We start from the raw sequence: 15,784 nt of genomic DNA on the forward strand, positions 1-15,784 counted from the left end.
TTCTACATGAGATAGAACTTGCCGACGAGTCGGGCCCGGCTGTTACGCCGGCGGTCTTGCGGCGTTTGAAGAGCGGCGGCTAAAGAGCACCGGCGCGCGCAGATAAAAAACGACGACGGCGGCGCACGCGGCGATGGCTGCCGCCTTGCCCGCGAGGCCCGATTCGGCCGCCAGGTAACCGCAGAAGCCGGTCAGCAACGAACAGCCGGTGACCAGCAGCGCCGACTGCAGGTGGCTGAAGCTCACGTCCGTCAGCCGCTGGTAGGCGTGCTGGCGGTGGGGCGCATACCACCGCTCCCCCGCGCTGATCCGGCGCAGCAGCGTGGCGAGGGTGTCGGCCAGGTAGATGGCCACCGGTCCCAGCAGGTACTCCGCCTGCACGCCGTCCAAAAAGGCGGTGATGCCCAGCATGGTCAGGCTCGCCCCGAGCAGGTAGCTGCCGACGTCGCCCAGAAAGACGTTTCCACGGCCCAGGTTCCACGGCAGGAACGCCACAAACGCGGCCGCCACCACGGTCCCGCCGACCACGAGCCAGCCGTGGCCGGTGACGGCACCGGTAGCGGCGAACATCAGTCCGACGGCCAGGCCGTGCAACCCGGATATCCCGTTGATGCCGTCCATGAAGTTGGCGATGTTGATGTAGGCCGCCAGGGCCAGTGCGCCCAGCGGCAGCCACCACCAGGTCTGGCCGGTGAGTCCGATGGCCAGCGCGGTGCCGCCGGCTCCGATGCCCAGTTGCAGCGCGGCCCGTCCGCGGATGGACAGTCCCCGTAAGTCTTCGATCCAGCCCAACAGCGCGGCGGCGGCGGACACCCCGGCGACCGCGAGCAGCAGCCGCGGCGCGTCGGCGGCACCCCCCAGCGCCGCGATCAGCAGCCCGGCCAGCAGCCCGGCCGCCACGGTGATGCCCACGCCGCGGACGACGACGCGGGTGTGCGAGGACCGCTCGTTCGGCACGTCGAGTACGCCGAGCCGCTTGAGCATCGGGATCAGCGCGAACGGCAGCAACAGGCTGAGCAGGAGGGCCGCGGCAACGGCCACCACGGCTGCGGTCACGACGCCCGCTCCCGCCCGTCGGCCTTGAGTCCGGCCTCGAGTTCGTCATCGGCGGCCGCTGCCGCCGGGACCACGTCCATCGCGCCCGTCGAGGCCGCGACCAGGTCCTGCCGGCTCTTCCACTCGGCCAGGCTCATCCGGTCCGGGTCCAGCCCCTCGATGGAGGCGTGCGAAATTTTGGGGTGCAGCGGCCGGGAATCGCTTTCGCCCTCGCCGATCAAGTCCTCGTGCAGCTTCTCGCCGGGGCGCAGGCCGGTGAAGACAATTTCCACGTCCTTGCCCGACATCGCGATCATCCGCTCGGCGACGTCCAGGATCTTCACCGGTTCGCCCATGTCGAGGATCAGCACTTCGCCGCCGCTGCCAATGGCGCCGGCCTGGATCACCAGCTGGCAGGCTTCCGGAATCGTCATGAAGAATCTGGTGGCCGCGGCGTCGGTGACCGTGACCGGACCGCCCTTGCGGATCTGCTCGCTGAACAGCGGCAGCACCGAACCGCGGCTGCCCAGCACGTTGCCGAACCGGACGGAGACATACTTCTGCCCGGTTTCCTGCGCCACCCAGGCCGTCAGCTTTTCCGCCACGCGCTTGGAATGGCCCAGCACGGTGGTGGGGTTGGCGGCCTTGTCGGTGGAAATGTTGACGAAGGTCGCCACCTGCGCGGCGCGGGCGGCGCGCAGCACGTTCAGCGAACCGAGCACGTTGGTCTTCCAGGCCTCCTCCGGATACTGCTCCAGCAACGACACGTGCTTGAGCGCCGCAGCGTGGAACACCACTTCCGGCTTGCGGTCCAGGAAGATGGCCTCGAGGGCGGCGGGGTCGCGGATGTCGGCCAGCACGGTGTCCCTGCCCGTGAGCAGGCCCTTGCCGGTGATCGAGATCTGCGTGCCCTGCAGCCCGGTCTCGTCGCGGTCCAGCATGATCAGCTCGGCCGGCTGGAACGCGTGGATCTGGCGGCACAGCTCGGAACCGATCGACCCGCCGGCGCCCGTGACGAGCACGCGCTTGCCGGTGACGTAGTGGGCAATCTCTTCGACGTGGATGTCCACCGGCTGCCGCCCGATGAGGTCCTCGATGTCCACCTCGCGGAAGGAGAAGTCCTGCCGTCCGGTGAGCATCTCCTTCAGCGGCGGTACCACCAGCACCCGCATGTTCCGGCCCGCGATGCTGTCGGAGATCTGTCGCATCCGCGCGGAGTCGATGTCCGCGATCGCCACCAGCAGCACGGTCGCCCCGGTGCGGTGCGCGATCTCCGGCAGGTCCTCCATCCGGCCCAGGACCGGGACGGAGGCGATGCGCAGGTGCTTCTTGGCCGGATCGTCGTCGATCAGCCCCACCGGCAGCCACGGCGAGGCCGGGTCGTTGCTCATCCGGGTCACGATGTTGTTGCCGACGAAACCGGCGCCGTAGATCAGCGTCCGCTCGGCCTCGTCGCCCGGCTTGGCCTTGCTTTCCACATACATGCGCTTCAGGTAGCGGACGGCGGCCATGAACAGGCAGGCGAAGGGGAAGGCAATCAGGCCGGTGCCGCGCGCGATCCCGAGCGAGATGCCGAACAGCAGCAGTCCGACGCTCAGGATCAACGAGACCGAGATGGTCACCATCACCAGCAGCTTGGCCTCGTGGAAGCTGCCGAAACTGTAGCGCCCCTTATAGAGCGCGAAGGCGGACCCGACGGCTATTTGGGCCGCGATGGCCACCGCACAGAGCAGGATGATGCCCGGGACCTTGGTCAGGCTCAGCGTCATCTCGTAGCGCAGGAAGACGGCCAGGACGATGGCCAGGACCCAGGCCAGGGAGTCCAGCAGGATCTGCGACCAGAGCCAGAGGGCACGGTCGCTGCTGGCGGTCTTGCCGCGGGGCAGAGCGGAATCGTGGCTCATGCCTCTGCCGTCTCCCCCAGGCCCAGGATGCCCGGTACGACGGTCCGCAATGTCTCCAGGCTGATGGTGCCTTCGCGCACCACCCGCAGCGTGGCGGAGGTGCAGTCGACGATGGTGGAGGGCACCGCCGTCGTCCCCCCGACCGGCCGAAAGCCGTCTTCCAGGTAGACGTCCACGGACTCGGCCAACTGCTCCAGGGCCTGCGCGGCCGTCTGCGCCGACGGCTGGCCGGTGCGGTTCGCGGAGGACACGGCCAGCGGCCCGGTGGCTGCCAGCAGTTCCAGCGCCAGTTCGTCGTTGGGCATGCGCAGGGCGACCGTACCCTTGGTTTCGCCCAGGTCCCAGGTCAGCGACGGCTGCGCGCGGAAAATCAGGGTCAGCCCGCCGGGCCAGAAGGTGTCGGCGAGGGCCCGGGCTTCATCACTCACGTCGGTGGCCAGTCCGTCCATGGTCTGCGGCCGCGGCACCAGCACCGGCGGGGGCATTTTGCGCCCGCGTCCCTTGGCGGCCAGCAGGGTGGCCACGGCCTGCGGCGAGAACGCGTCGGCGGCGATCCCGTAGACGGTATCGGTAGGCATGACAACACACTGCCGGTCGGCGATGGCGGCCTGTGCCGCCGCCAGTCCCTCGCTGCGGTCTGCGGCGTCGTCGCAGTTATACGTAGTGCTCACAGTCTCATTGTTCCATTCTCATAACCGTTGAGCCGACGTGGCACGCTCGCGCCCGGTCAGATCGTACTGGGTGGCCACCTGCTGCCAGCATCCCGCCGAGCGCAGGAGGGACAGCACGGCGGCGGCCTGGACTTCGGCATGCTCCATGATGAAATGGCCGCCCGGCTTCAGCAGCCGCGCGGCAGCGGCGGCCGTGGCCGCCGGCAGTTCCATGCCGTCCGCTCCCCCGCCGTAGAGCGCCATCTGCGGGTCGTGGTCGGCCACTTCGGGCTCGCGCGGGACCGCTTCGGCGGGGATGTACGGCGGATTGGAGACGACGACGTCGAAGGTTCCGTCGTGCGCGGACAGCGCCGTGCGCAGGTCCTCCCGCAGGAGGGTAACGCCCAGCGGCGCCAGGTTCCGTTCGGCCCAGGCGTGGGCCAGGGCGCTCAGTTCCACCGCGTAGACGGTGGCCGTGGGAACTTCGCTGGCCACGGCGGCGGCGATCGCGCCGGAGCCGGTGCCCAGGTCCACCACTTTGGCCGCGGGCAAAGCCCGGGCGCGGTCGATCGCGTGCTGGGCGACGGTTTCGGTTTCCGGCCGCGGGACGAACACGCCCGGTCCCACCTGCAGTTCGAGATGCCGGAAATGGGCCCGGCCGGTGATGTGCTGCAGCGGGATGCGGGTGGCGCGCTCGGCCACCAGGTCCTCGAGCCCGGGTGGAGCATCCGCTCCCATCAGCGCCAGCGCGCGGACACGCCCCGGCGAAACCCCCAGCAGGTGGGCGGCAAGCAGTTCGGCGTCGACCCGCGGCGAGGGGACGCCGGCCTCGGCCAACCGCGCGGTGGCGGCGGACAAGGCCTCGGCCAGGTTCGTGGGGTGCACTGCTGGCTAGTTATCCTCGCCGAGGGCGGCCAGCCGGTGTTCCTCGTCCATCTGGATGGCGGACTGGATCACCGGTTCCAACTCGCCGCTCATCACCGCGTCCAGGTTGTAGGCCTTGTAGCCGGTGCGGTGGTCCGCGATCCGGTTTTCCGGGAAGTTGTAGGTGCGGATGCGCTCGGAGCGGTCCATGGTGCGGATCTGCGACTTGCGGGTCTCGGAGTTCGCGGCGTCGATCTGCTCCTGCTGGTGGGCCAGCAGCCGCGCCCGGAGCACGCGCAGGGCGGCCTCGCGGTTCTGCAGCTGGGACTTCTCGTTCTGCATGGCGACCACGATGCCGGTGGGCAGGTGGGTGATGCGCACCGCCGAGTCGGTGGTGTTCACGGACTGGCCGCCGGGCCCGGAGGAGCGGTAGACATCGACCTTGAGGTCGTTGGGGCTGAGGTCGATCTCTTCCGGCTCGTCCACTTCGGGAAGCACCAGGACGCCGGCGGCGGAGGTGTGGATGCGGCCCTGCGATTCGGTCACCGGGACGCGCTGGACGCGGTGCACGCCGCCCTCGAACTTGAGCCGGGCCCACACGCCTTCGGCCGGATCGTTGGAGCTGCCCTTGATGGCCATCTGCACGTCCTTGTAGCCGCCCAGATCGGACTCGGTCGCGGAGATGATCTCGGTCTTCCAGCCGCGGGACTCGGCGTAGCGCATGTACATCCGGAGCAGGTCGCCGGCGAACAGGGCGGCCTCGTCGCCCCCTTCGCCGCCCTTGACCTCGATGATCACGTTGCGGGCGTCGTCCGGATCGCGCGGGATCAGCAGGCGGCGGAGCCGTTCCTGGGCGATTTCGAGTTCGGCTTCGAGCCCGGGCACCTCGGCCGCCAGTTCGGGATCCTCGTCGGCGAGCTCGCGTGCCGCTTCGAGGTCGTCCGACAGGTGTGACCAGCGCTTGTGCGCTTCGACGATGCCGTTCAGCTCCGCTGACCGCCGCCCCAGCTTCCGCGCGCGCGCCTGGTCGGCATAGACGGCGGGGTCGCTCAATTCCTTCTGGAGCTCGGCGTGCTCGTCAAGAAGCCCCTGAACGGACTCAAACATCTTCAAACCTCTTTCGACTCACAACAAGTCTAGATAGCAATGGCGGTGGTGCGGGCGATGCGCCCTTAAACGACAAGCCGCCCAGCACACGCCGGCCCGAGCGCAGAGGCGGGACCGGCCCGTGTGGGCGGCTAAGGCAGCTACTTGTCGTTTTCGGACTTCGAGCCGAGCGTCGTCTTCTGGACCTGCATCAGGAACTCGACGTTGGACTGCGTCTCCCGGATCTTGCCGGTGAGCAGTTCCAGCGCCTGCTGGGTGTCCAGTCCGGAGAGGACGCGGCGCAGGCGCCACATGATCTTGACCTCTTCGGGCGAGAGCAGGTTCTCCTCGCGCCGGGTGCCCGAGGCGTTGACATCGACGGCCGGGAAGATGCGCTTGTCTGCCAGCGAGCGGGACAGGCGCAGTTCCATGTTGCCGGTGCCCTTGAACTCCTCGAAGATGACCTCGTCCATCTTGGACCCGGTCTCCACCAGTGCGGTGGCGAGGATGGTCAGGGAGCCGCCGTTTTCAATGTTCCGGGCGGCGCCGAAGAAGCGCTTCGGCGGGTACAGCGCCGACGAGTCCACGCCGCCGGAGAGGATGCGGCCCGAGGCCGGGGCGGCCAGGTTGTAGGCGCGGCCCAGGCGGGTCATCGAGTCCAGCAGGACGACCACGTCCATGCCCATCTCCACCAGTCGCTTGGCGCGCTCGATGGCCAGTTCGGCCACGGTGGTGTGGTCATCGGCGGGACGGTCGAAGGTCGAGGCGATGACCTCGCCCTTGACCGTGCGCTGCATGTCGGTGACTTCTTCGGGCCGCTCATCGACCAGCACCATCATGAGGTGGACCTCGGGGTTGTTGGTGGTGATCGCGTTGGCGATGGACTGCAGGATCAACGTCTTGCCGGCCTTCGGCGGGGAGACGATCAGGCCGCGCTGGCCCTTGCCGATCGGAGCCACCAGGTCGATGACGCGGGGGCCGATCTTCTTCGGCTCGGTCTCCAGGCGCAGTCGCTCGGACGGGTACAGCGGAACCAGCTTGGTGAAGTCCACGCGGTCCTTGTTGTCCTCCACCGGCTTGCCGTTGACCGAGGTGAGCTTGACCAGCGCGTTGAACTTCTGCCGGCTGCTCTGGCCGCCGGAATCGCCGTCACGCGGAGCGCGGATGGCACCGACGACGGCGTCGCCCTTGCGCAGGTTGTGCTTCTTGACCTGGGCAAGCGAGACGTACACGTCGTTCGGTCCGGGCAGGTAGCCGGAGGTGCGCACGAAGGCGTAGTTCTCCAGCACGTCCAGGATGCCGGCGACGGGCAGCAGCACGTCGTCGTCGGAAATCTCGGTGTCGTCGACCTCCGGGCCGCGGTCGCGGCCGCGGCGCCGCTCGTTGCGGTCGCGGTAGCGGGTGTTGTTGCTGTCGTTGTCGCGGCGGTTGCGGCGGTTGCGGTTGCGGCCGCGGCCGCCGTCGTCGCCGTCATCCTGGCGGGTGTCGCGGGTGTCGCGCTCCCGGGTGTCGCGGTTGTCCCGGGTGTCGCGCTCCCGGGTGTCGCGGTTGTCCCGGGTGTCGCGGTCGGCTTCGTTCCGGTTGCGGCTGCGGTTGCGGCGATCCGACTGGCCGTCGCCGCGGCCGGACTGCTGCTGCTGGCCGGAGCCGTCCTGGCTGTCCTTCTTCTCGTCCTGCCTGCCCTCGGCCGGCTTGCCCTCGGCGGCTTCCTGCGGGGCGTCGGCCTTGGTCTCGGGCGTGTCCTGCTGGCCGGATTCGGAACGGCGGTTGCGGCCGCGGCTGCGGCGCTCCTGGCGTCCTTCACCGTCGGCCGGAGCGTTGTCCGCTGCGGGGGCCTGGGCCGGGGACTCGGCCGGAGCTTCGGCAGGCGCTTCGGTGGCGGCGGCCGTTGCTTCCCCGTCGGCGGAAGCCACGGCGCCGTCGCTGCTGGCGCGGCGGTTGCGGTTGCGGGTGCGGCTGACCCGCTCCGCCGCCTTGGTCAGGTCGCCACCGGACGTGCCGCCGGTTGCGCCGTCGCCGGCCGGGCCGGCGGTCTCTTCCTTGGCCGCCGCCGGCGCTTCGGTGCGCACCGGCTGGTCGGCCTTCTTGGCCGTGCGGTCGGCTACGGAAGAGCCACGCTGGTGGTCGGAAATCGCGGCGACCAGGTCGCCCTTGCGCATCCGCGAGCCGCCGGTGATGCCGAGCTGCCCCGCCAGCACCTGCAGTTGGGCCAGCTTCAGGCCGGCAAGGCCTGCACTCTTCGGTGCAGGAGAGTCTATTGTTTCCACACCTGCGGTCAGGTCAGTGGTTTCGGTCACGAAGGATCCTTCCCCCTCGTCGGGCGGTGTGCATATGAAGCGCACCGCGTTGTTTGCCACCCGGCCGATGCATGAGAAGCCCGACTGGGTCCGGTATTGCCTGCGGCGTCATGCCGAAACAAGTCCGGGTGATCAGAGATGAAAACCTTGAAACAAGCCGTCCGGATGGAACGAGTGAGGTCCTGTCCGGCCGATGGCCGGCAGCAACGCCGTTGAGTGCCGCGGAAGGCTCCTGAAAGGCTGCACCTGGAACGGGGATCCTGCCCAAACGGCTACTCGGCTTGCTTGATCCGGAGCATCCGGCAGGTCCTCGCCGGTTAATCCCGGGGGTGCACTTCCACTTTAGCACCATCTGTGTCCACTGCCAGTTTCAGCACACGCCAGTCTCCCGGCATGTCGCTGTGTTCGAGGTGCGCGGCGATGGCCCGCTGGACCTGCGCCGCTTCCGCCTCGTCCGCGGCGAGGGTCATCACGGTGGGTCCCGCACCGGAGACGACGGCGGCGTGGCCCTGGCTGCGCAACGCCGCGATGAGCGCGGCGCTCGGTTCCATGGCCGGCGCCCGGTGCCGCTGGTGCAGCCAGTCTTCGGTGCCGGCCCTGAGCAGGGACGGATCGCGGGTCAGCGCGTGGACCAGCAGCGCGGCGCGGCCGGAATTGGCGGCGGCAACGTGATGCGGCACGGACTCGGGCAGCAGGTTGCGCGCCGTTTCCGTGGACAGCTCATGGGCCGGGATGGCCAGCACCGGAACGATGTCCGGGCAGATCGGCACGCACGTGCTGGAGAACACCCCGTCTTCTTCCCAGGAGATGGCCAGCTGTCCGCTCAGGGCCGGAGCCACGTTGTCGGGGTGGCCCTCCAGCGCCGAGCATACCTGCAGGATTTTTGCCGCCCCCAGCCGTTCCCGCTCCGGGAGCAGGGCGTCGGCCAGCAGCACGGCGGACACGACGGCGGCGGCCGAGGAACCCATGCCGCGGCCGTGCGGAATGAGGTTCCGGGCCTGAAGTCGCAGCCCGCCGGCGTCGTACCCCGCTTCACGCAGCGTGCTGCGCAAGGTGCGGATAATCAGGTGGTTTTCATCGGAGGGCAGGTCCGCCGCGCCTTCGCCGGTCACGGACGCGTGGAAGACGCCGTCGTCGGTCGATTCCACCGTGACGGTGTCAAAGTACGCCAAGGCAAGGCCCAGGCTGTCGAAGCCCGGACCCAGGTTGGCGCTGGTGGCCGGCACCCGCACCGTGACGCGCTGTCCGGGCGCGATGCGGCCGGCCACCGCGGTGCCCTCCCCCGGCAAGGTGCTGCTACTCAAGACCAAGGGCGCTGGCCACGCTGACCACGTCGAAGTCCACCTTGACCGGCGCCACCTCGCTGCCGTCCTGGGTCTGCAGCGCCCACTGCGGGTCCTTCAGCCCGTGGCCGGTGACCGTGATCACGATGGTCTTGCCCGCGGGCACCTCGCCGGCCGCGTGCTTCTTGAGCACGCCGGCAACGCCCGCCGCAGAGCCCGGCTCCACGAAGACGCCTTCCCGGGAGGAGAGCCAGCGGTGCGCGGCCAGGATCTCGTCGTCGGTCACCGAGTCGATCAGCCCGCCGGACTCGTCGCGTGCGGCGACGGCGGTGTCCCAAGAGGCCGGATTGCCGATCCGGATGGCGGTGGCGATGGTTTCCGGTTCGGTCACCGGGTGTCCCAGCACCAGCGGCGCCGCGCCGGCGGCCTGGAAGCCCCACAGCGTGGGGGTCTTGGTGGCGACCGGCGGGAGCATGCCGGCAACGGCCGATTCGTACGGCGCCGCGTACTCCTGGTACCCCTTCCAGTACGCGGTGATGTTGCCCGCGTTGCCCACCGGCATCACGTGGATGTCCGGGGCGTCGCCCAGATAGTCGACGGTCTCGAAGGCCGCCGTCTTCTGGCCCTGGATGCGTGCCGGGTTCACCGAGTTGACCAGGAACACCGGGTAGGCCTCGGAGAGCTTGCGGGCCACCTCCAGGCAGTTGTCGAAGTTGCCGTTGATCTGGATGATCTCGGCGCCGTGCGCGATCGCCTGGCTCATCTTGCCCATGGCGATCTTGCCCGCCGGCACCAGCACCGCGCACTTCAGCCCGGCCTGGGTGGCATAGGCGGCAGCCGAGGCGGAGGTGTTGCCGGTGGACGCGCAGACCACCGCCTTGGCGCCGGCCTCCACGGCCGCCGTGATGGCCATGGTCATGCCGCGGTCCTTGAAGGAGCCGGTGGGGTTCATCCCCTCCACCTTGAGGTAGACCTCGGAGCCGGTCAGTTCGGAGAGGGCCTTGGCCTGCACCAGCGGGGTGCCGCCTTCGCCGAGGGTGATGATCTCGGTCTGCTCCGATACCGGCAGCCGGTCCGCGTATTCGCGGATGACGCCGCGCCATTGGTGGGCCACTTAGATTCCTTCTACTCGCAGGACAGAGGTAACAGCGTTGACGATGTCGAGTCCGCGCACGGCTTCGACCGTTGCGGCCAGCGACGCCTCGGAGGCCCGGTGGGTGACGAAGCGCAGCTCGGCGGTCACCTTGCCGCCGTCGTGGGCGGCATCCAGGGGGCCTTCGGTGTGGATGGTCTGGCGCATGGTTTCGATGGAGACCCCGTGCTCGGCGAAGACGCCGGCAATCTGGGCCAGCACACCGGGCCGGTCGGCCACGTCCAGGCCGATGTAGTAGCTGGTCCTGACCGAGTCGAGCCCGACGGCGGGCAGGTCCACCGTCGCCGTCTCGGTCCGGCCCGGGCCGCCGCCGACCATGCGCCGGGCGGCGCTGACCACGTCGCCGACCACGGCCGAGGCGGTCGGCGCACCGCCGGCACCCTGGCCGTAGAACATCAGTTCGCCGGCGTTTTCCGCCTCCACGAAGACGGCGTTGAACGCTCCGTGCACGGCGGCCAGCGGGTGTTGGCGCGGCAGCAGGGTCGGGTGGACGCGCACGGACACGCCCTCGCGGCCGTCGGCGCCGCGCAGCCGCTCGGCGATCGCCAGCAGCTTGATCACGTAGCCGGCGTCCCGGGCCGCGGCGATGTCGTCGGCGGAGACGGAGCTGATGCCCTGGCACTGGACGTCGGCCAGGTCGACCGCGGTGTGGAAGGCCAGCCCGGCCAGGATGGCGCCCTTGGCGGCGGCGTCATGGCCTTCGATGTCGGCGGTGGGGTCGGCTTCGGCGTAGCCGAGCTCCTGCGCGGCGGCCAGCGCCTCGCCAAACTGGGCGCCGGTGGAATCCATCTGGTCCAGGATGTAGTTGGTGGTTCCGTTGACGATGCCCATCACCTTGGTGACGCGGTCCCCCGCCAGCGACTCGCGGATGGGCCGCAGGATCGGGATCGCCCCGGCCACGGCCGCCTCAAAGGAGAGCTCGACGCCGGCGTCGTCGGCCTGCGCGTACAGCTCCTGGCCGTCGGCGGCCAGCAGGGCCTTGTTGCCGGTGACGACGGCGGCCCCGTTGGCGATCGCGGTGCGGATGAGCGTCCGGGCCGGTTCCAGGCCGCCCAGCAGTTCGATCACAATGTCGGCGTCCTTGACCAGCGTCGCGGCGTCGGTGGTGAACAGCTCGGCGGGCAGTTCAACGGCCCGTTTGGCCGCGGCGTTGCGCACCGCGATGCCGGTCAGTTCCAGCCGCGCGCCGGTCCGTGCGGCGAGCACATCGGCGTCGTCAATCAGGATGCGGGCCACCTGGGCGCCGACGTTCCCGCATCCCAACAGTGCTACCTTCAGCGTTTTCATGCTGCCCAAACTCTCAGTCTTTTATTCACTCGCATTGGCTGCTGCCCGACCGGCGGTCAGCCCAGGTCGCGGGCCAGCAGGTCGGCTTCGGTTTCACCTCGGATGATCAACCGCGCCTCGCCGCCGCGCACGGCAACCACAGGTGGCCGGGCAACGTAGTTGTAGTTGCTGGAGAGCGCCCAGCAATAGGCCCCGGTCGCCGGCACCGCCAGCAGGTCCCCTGCCTCGATGTCCTCGGGCAGGTAAACGTTCCTGACTACAATGTCACCGCTCTCGCAATGTTTACCAACCACGCGGGAAATAATCGGGGTCGCGTCCGTCACACGGGAGGCCAGCGCCGCCGAATAGTCGGCGTCATAGAGCACGGGGCGGGCGTTGTCGCTCATGCCTCCGTCCACGGACACGTAGCGCCGCGGGCTGCTGCCGCCGCCGTCCACGTCCACCTGGACGGTCTTGCGGGTGCCGGCCGAGTACAGCGTGAACGTGCTGGGCCCGGCGATTGCCCGGCCCGGTTCGATCGAGATCCGCGGCACCCGGATGCCCAGCCGCCCGGTGACGGACCGCACGACGGCGGCCATCGCCTGGGCGAGTTCTGCCGGCGGGCGGGGGGCGTCGGCCTCGGTGTAGGCGATGCCGTAACCGCCGCCCAGGTCCAGTTCGTGCAGCTCCACGCCGTGGACCTGCTTGACCTCGGCCACGAACGTGAGCAGCCGTTCGGCCGCCAGCGCGAAGCCTTCCGGTTCGAAGATCTGCGATCCGATATGGCAGTGCAGGCCCAGCAGGTTAATGGACTCGTGCTCCAGCGCCGCCGCCACGGCCTGTGCGGCCGGGGAGCCGGCCGACTGGGGCTGCCCACCGGCGTCGTGCCCCGCGCCGTCGTCGGCGCTGGCCATCGAGAGACCGAATTTCTGGTCTTCGTGCGCCGTGGCAATGAACTCGTGGGTGTGCGCGTGCACGCCGGGGGTCAGCCGCAGCATCACGTTGGCCATCTCGCCGCGGGCCGCGGCGATGGCTCCGAGGCGTGCCAGTTCGTCCAGGCTGTCCACCACGATGCGGCCCAGCCCCATGTCCAGCGCGCGGTGGAGCTCGGCGTCCGACTTGTTGTTGCCGTGCAGGCCCAGGTCCTCCCCCGGGATGCCCGCGCGGGCGGCGACGGCCAGCTCCCCGCCGCTGCAGGTGTCCAGCCGCAGCCCCTCCTGCGCCACCCAGCGGGCGATTTCCACGCTGAGGAACGCCTTGCCGGCGTAGTACACATCCACGCCGCCGCAGAGCGTGCTGAAAGCCTCGTCGAAGGCTTGCTTGAACTCGCGCGCCCGGGCCCGGAAGTCGTCCTCGGACACCACGAACAGCGGCGTGCCGAACTGTTCCTTGAGCCGGGTGACGCCGAGGCCGGAGATTTCCAGTTCGCCCTCCGCACCGCGGGACACGTCCCGGGCCCAGAGCTTGGCGTCCAGCCGGTTGACGTCCTGCGGGCAGGTGAGCCAGTCCGGAGCCAGCGGAGAGGCGGCGGCGGTTTCGTGTGCTGCGGGCATTACATCCTCTCCGGCGCGCTGACGCCCAGCAGGCCAAGGCCGTTGGCCAGGACCTGGGTCACGGCGGCGTTCAACCACAAACGGGTACGGTGCGTGTCGGTGACTTCGCCGTCGCCGATCGGCGTCACCCGGCAGGCGTCGTACCAGCGGTGGTACGCGCCGGCGATGACTTCCAGGTGCCGGGCGATGCGGTGCGGTTCCCGCAGCTTCGCGGCCGTGGCGACCACCGACGGGTAGGCGCCGAGCACCGCCAGCAGTTCGTTCTCCGTGGCGTGGTCCAGCAGCGATGCATTGAACGCGCTGCGGTCCACGCCGGAAGAGGCCGCGTTGCGCGCGACGGCACAGGTGCGCGCATGGGCGTACTGCACGTAGAAGACCGGGTTGTCGTTGCTGTGCTTGACCAGCAGGTCCAGATCGATATCGATGTTGGAATCGGCGTGCGAACGGGTGAGGGCATAGCGGGCGGCATCCACGCCCACGGCATCGACGAGGTCCTCCATGGTCACCACCGTGCCGGCCCGCTTCGACATCCGCATGGGCTTGCCGTCCTTGACCAGGTTGACCATCTGACCGATCAGCACTTCCACCCGGTCGGCATCGTCGCCGATGGCAGCCGCGGCGGCTTTCAGCCGGGCAACGTAGCCGTGGTGGTCGGCGCCGAGCATGTAGATGCACAGGTCAAAGCCGCGGTCCCGCTTGTTCTTGAAGTACGCGATGTCGCCGGCAATATATGCGGCGTTGCCGTCGGACTTGATGACGACGCGGTCCTTGTCGTCACCGAAGTCGGTGGACCTCAACCACCAGGCGCCGTCCTGGAAATAGAGGCTGCCGGAGGTTTTGAGCTGCTGGAGCAGCTTTTCGACCGCGCCGTCCTCGAACAGGGAGTTTTCGTGGAAGTAGACGTCGAAGTCCACACCGAACTCGTGCAGCGATTCCTTGATGCCGGCAAACATCAGTTCGACGCCGCGGCTGCGGAACTCTTCCTGCGGGTCGGCCGCCGACAGTGCATCCGGGTTCTGCCGCAGCACCGCCTGGGCGATGTCGCCGATGTAGTCCCCGCCGTAGCCGTCCTCGGGGGCGGGTTCGCCCTTTGCCTTCGCCAGCAGCGAGCGGGCGAAGCGGTCGATCTGCGACCCGTGGTCGTTGAAGTAGTACTCGCGCGTGACGTCGGCGCCCTGGGCGGCCAGAATGCGGGCCAGGGCATCGCCCAGTGCCGCCCAGCGGGTCCCGCCCAGGTGGATGGGACCGGTCGGGTTGGCGGAGACGAATTCGAGGTTGATCCGCTGGCCGGCCAGGTCGCTGGCGGTGCCGAAGGCGCTGCCGGCCTCCACGATGCTGCGGGCCAGCGTTCCCGCGGCGGCGGCGTCCACGGTGATGTTCAGGAATCCGGGTCCCGCGATGTCCACCCGGCTTACGCCGTCGATTTTCTCCAACCGCGCGCTGAGGATTTCGGCGAACTGGCGCGGGCTCATGCCGGCCTTCTTGCCCAGCTGCATGGCGATGTTGGTGGCCCAGTCCCCGTGCTCGCGGTTCTTCGGGCGCTCCACGCGGACCTCGCTGGGCATTTCGACGGCGAAGTCGCCGGCGTCGACGGCGGCCTGCAGACAGGCGGCAATGGCAGCGGAAAGTTCTTCAGGAGTCACCCCACAAGCATAGGGCAATCCCTTGATCCGCCCGGCTTTCGGCGGCCTGGCTGTGACCGGGCTCGCAGCCGCCCGGCCGGACGGACCTGCGCACCGGACCGGCCGCTCCCCCGCCCCGTCGCCGCCGGGCCCGGTCCGGGCGCATTTCTTCTGGCGGCTCAGATACTGATAAGCTCAATAGGTCCCGCAGGGCACCGGGTTATCAGCCGGTGCCGCGCCCTCGTAGCTCAGGGGATAGAGCGTCTGCCTCCGGAGCAGAAGGCCGTAGGTTCGAATCCTATCGAGGGCACTGATGTGCAGGACAAGGGAGAATCCCCGGCGAAACCGCCGGGGATTCTCTCGTTAACAACAGTCGGCCAGCGCCGGACCCGCGTCACTCGCCGTCCCGCGGCCCGTCGAATTGGCGGTCGACGCCGACCTGGTCCACTTTGCGGTGGAAATGCATTCCGGACCTGCCGCCGAGAATGGCACCGGCGAGCGAGACCAGTGCCGCGACGACTAGAAAAACGATGCCGCCGGTCGTCAACTCCCCTTCGCCGAGGGGCACGCGGGGGAAACTGTTCAAGGCGCTCAGGACGTTGAACTGGCTGCCGGCGATCAGACCCAGGATGGCCAGCACAATCGCAACCACAATTGCCCACAGCCACACGGCCAACCCCTGCTTGACCCCGTCGAAGCGGGCCATCCGGCCCGCGACGTATCCGCCGCAGAAGTACGAGATGAACAGGATGACGGCCAAGATGATGCCGCCCACTATTCCGACCGTCCCCAGGTTTTGGGACGCTTGATCGGCAACCTGCGCAGGATCGGCGCTCTCGGCGATCCCCACTGCCGTGCCGATGGCGGCTACGAGCGCCGTCAGGATGACCCCGATCCCGGTAGCCGCGAGCCAGCCGAAGAACGCCGAACCCCACTTGATGCCGCCGAATTGGCGCCTCTCCGCCGCTACCACTTCATTGCGCCGCTGCTTCGGGCTCCTGGCCCCTTCTGCTGAACTCATTACCGGTTCTCCCTTATTCGCTTCGAGTGCGCGCACCCGAAGCCTCGATG

At 69.0% G+C, this 15,784-nt stretch carries 11 protein-coding genes, 1 tRNA gene and 1 pseudogene; 1 reads left to right on the top strand and 12 read right to left on the bottom strand.

The window, feature by feature from the left end:
• Positions 1-42: 42 nt before the first annotated feature.
• The 11 genes and pseudogenes from AC5RVS_RS14230 to argS all read right to left on the bottom strand — a co-directional run bounded on the left by AC5RVS_RS14230 (position 43) and on the right by argS (position 14,734).
• Positions 43-1,056 carry an MraY family glycosyltransferase gene (locus AC5RVS_RS14230; RefSeq protein ID WP_494108619.1) on the bottom strand — a complete coding sequence of 338 codons (1,014 nt, stop codon included), beginning with the start codon at positions 1,054-1,056 and terminating at the stop codon, positions 43-45.
• Positions 1,053-2,939: a polysaccharide biosynthesis protein gene (locus AC5RVS_RS14235; RefSeq protein WP_494108620.1), complete on the bottom strand. Its 1,887-nt coding sequence runs from the start codon at positions 2,937-2,939 to the stop codon at positions 1,053-1,055. The genes AC5RVS_RS14230 and AC5RVS_RS14235 overlap by 4 nt, the downstream gene beginning before the upstream one ends.
• 11 nt (positions 2,940-2,950) lie before the next feature.
• Positions 2,951-3,610: pseudogene (locus AC5RVS_RS14240) on the bottom strand (L-threonylcarbamoyladenylate synthase); the annotation flags it as partial.
• A gap of 18 nt (positions 3,611-3,628) precedes the next feature.
• Entirely contained in the window at positions 3,629-4,474 is an 846-nt protein-coding gene (prmC, locus tag AC5RVS_RS14245) for a peptide chain release factor N(5)-glutamine methyltransferase (RefSeq protein WP_494108621.1), read from the bottom strand.
• Positions 4,475-4,480: 6 nt separating this feature from the next.
• Positions 4,481-5,560 (bottom strand): peptide chain release factor 1, encoded by a 1,080-nt coding sequence (gene prfA, locus AC5RVS_RS14250; protein WP_493989242.1) that lies wholly within the window; start codon positions 5,558-5,560, stop codon positions 4,481-4,483.
• A gap of 140 nt (positions 5,561-5,700) precedes the next feature.
• Positions 5,701-7,836, bottom strand: coding sequence for a transcription termination factor Rho (gene rho, locus AC5RVS_RS14255; RefSeq protein ID WP_494108622.1), 2,136 nt, complete (start codon positions 7,834-7,836; stop codon positions 5,701-5,703).
• A 317-nt stretch (positions 7,837-8,153) separates the two neighbouring features.
• Positions 8,154-9,140, bottom strand: a complete 987-nt coding sequence (gene thrB, locus AC5RVS_RS14260) for a homoserine kinase (protein WP_494108623.1) — start codon at positions 9,138-9,140, stop codon at positions 8,154-8,156.
• A complete protein-coding gene (gene thrC / locus AC5RVS_RS14265) occupies positions 9,133-10,233 on the bottom strand; it encodes a threonine synthase (protein ID WP_494108624.1) in 1,101 nt (366 codons plus the stop codon). The genes thrB and thrC overlap by 8 nt, the downstream gene beginning before the upstream one ends.
• Positions 10,234-11,559: a homoserine dehydrogenase gene (locus AC5RVS_RS14270; RefSeq protein WP_494108693.1), complete on the bottom strand. Its 1,326-nt coding sequence runs from the start codon at positions 11,557-11,559 to the stop codon at positions 10,234-10,236.
• A 56-nt stretch (positions 11,560-11,615) separates the two neighbouring features.
• Positions 11,616-13,091 carry a diaminopimelate decarboxylase gene (gene lysA, locus AC5RVS_RS14275; RefSeq protein WP_494108625.1) on the bottom strand — a complete coding sequence of 492 codons (1,476 nt, stop codon included), beginning with the start codon at positions 13,089-13,091 and terminating at the stop codon, positions 11,616-11,618.
• The gene (gene argS / locus AC5RVS_RS14280) at positions 13,091-14,734 is read right to left on the bottom strand and encodes an arginine--tRNA ligase (RefSeq protein WP_494108626.1); all 1,644 of its coding nucleotides are present in this window, start codon (positions 14,732-14,734) and stop codon (positions 13,091-13,093) included. Before argS ends, lysA begins: the two co-directional genes overlap by 1 nt.
• 216 nt (positions 14,735-14,950) lie before the next feature.
• Here argS and AC5RVS_RS14285 point away from each other — a divergent pair.
• A tRNA-Arg gene (locus tag AC5RVS_RS14285) sits at positions 14,951-15,023 on the top strand.
• 84 nt (positions 15,024-15,107) lie between these two features.
• Here AC5RVS_RS14285 and AC5RVS_RS14290 read toward each other — a convergent pair.
• Positions 15,108-15,734 (bottom strand): hypothetical protein, encoded by a 627-nt coding sequence (locus tag AC5RVS_RS14290; RefSeq protein ID WP_494108627.1) that lies wholly within the window; start codon positions 15,732-15,734, stop codon positions 15,108-15,110.
• Positions 15,735-15,784: the final 50 nt, after the last annotated feature.

The sequence above is a fragment of the Arthrobacter sp. Y3221048 genome (assembly GCF_059092685.1).

Coding starts and splice junctions, on each gene's coding strand:
- prfA (WP_493989242.1), bottom strand. CDS start 5,560: ATGTTTGAGTCCGTTCAGGGGCTTCTTGACGAGCACGCCGAGCTCCAG.
- lysA (WP_494108625.1), bottom strand. CDS start 13,091: ATGCCCGCAGCACACGAAACCGCCGCCGCCTCTCCGCTGGCTCCGGAC.
- AC5RVS_RS14290 (WP_494108627.1), bottom strand. CDS start 15,734: ATGAGTTCAGCAGAAGGGGCCAGGAGCCCGAAGCAGCGGCGCAATGAA.
- AC5RVS_RS14235 (WP_494108620.1), bottom strand. CDS start 2,939: ATGAGCCACGATTCCGCTCTGCCCCGCGGCAAGACCGCCAGCAGCGAC.
- AC5RVS_RS14270 (WP_494108693.1), bottom strand. CDS start 11,559: ATGAAAACGCTGAAGGTAGCACTGTTGGGATGCGGGAACGTCGGCGCC.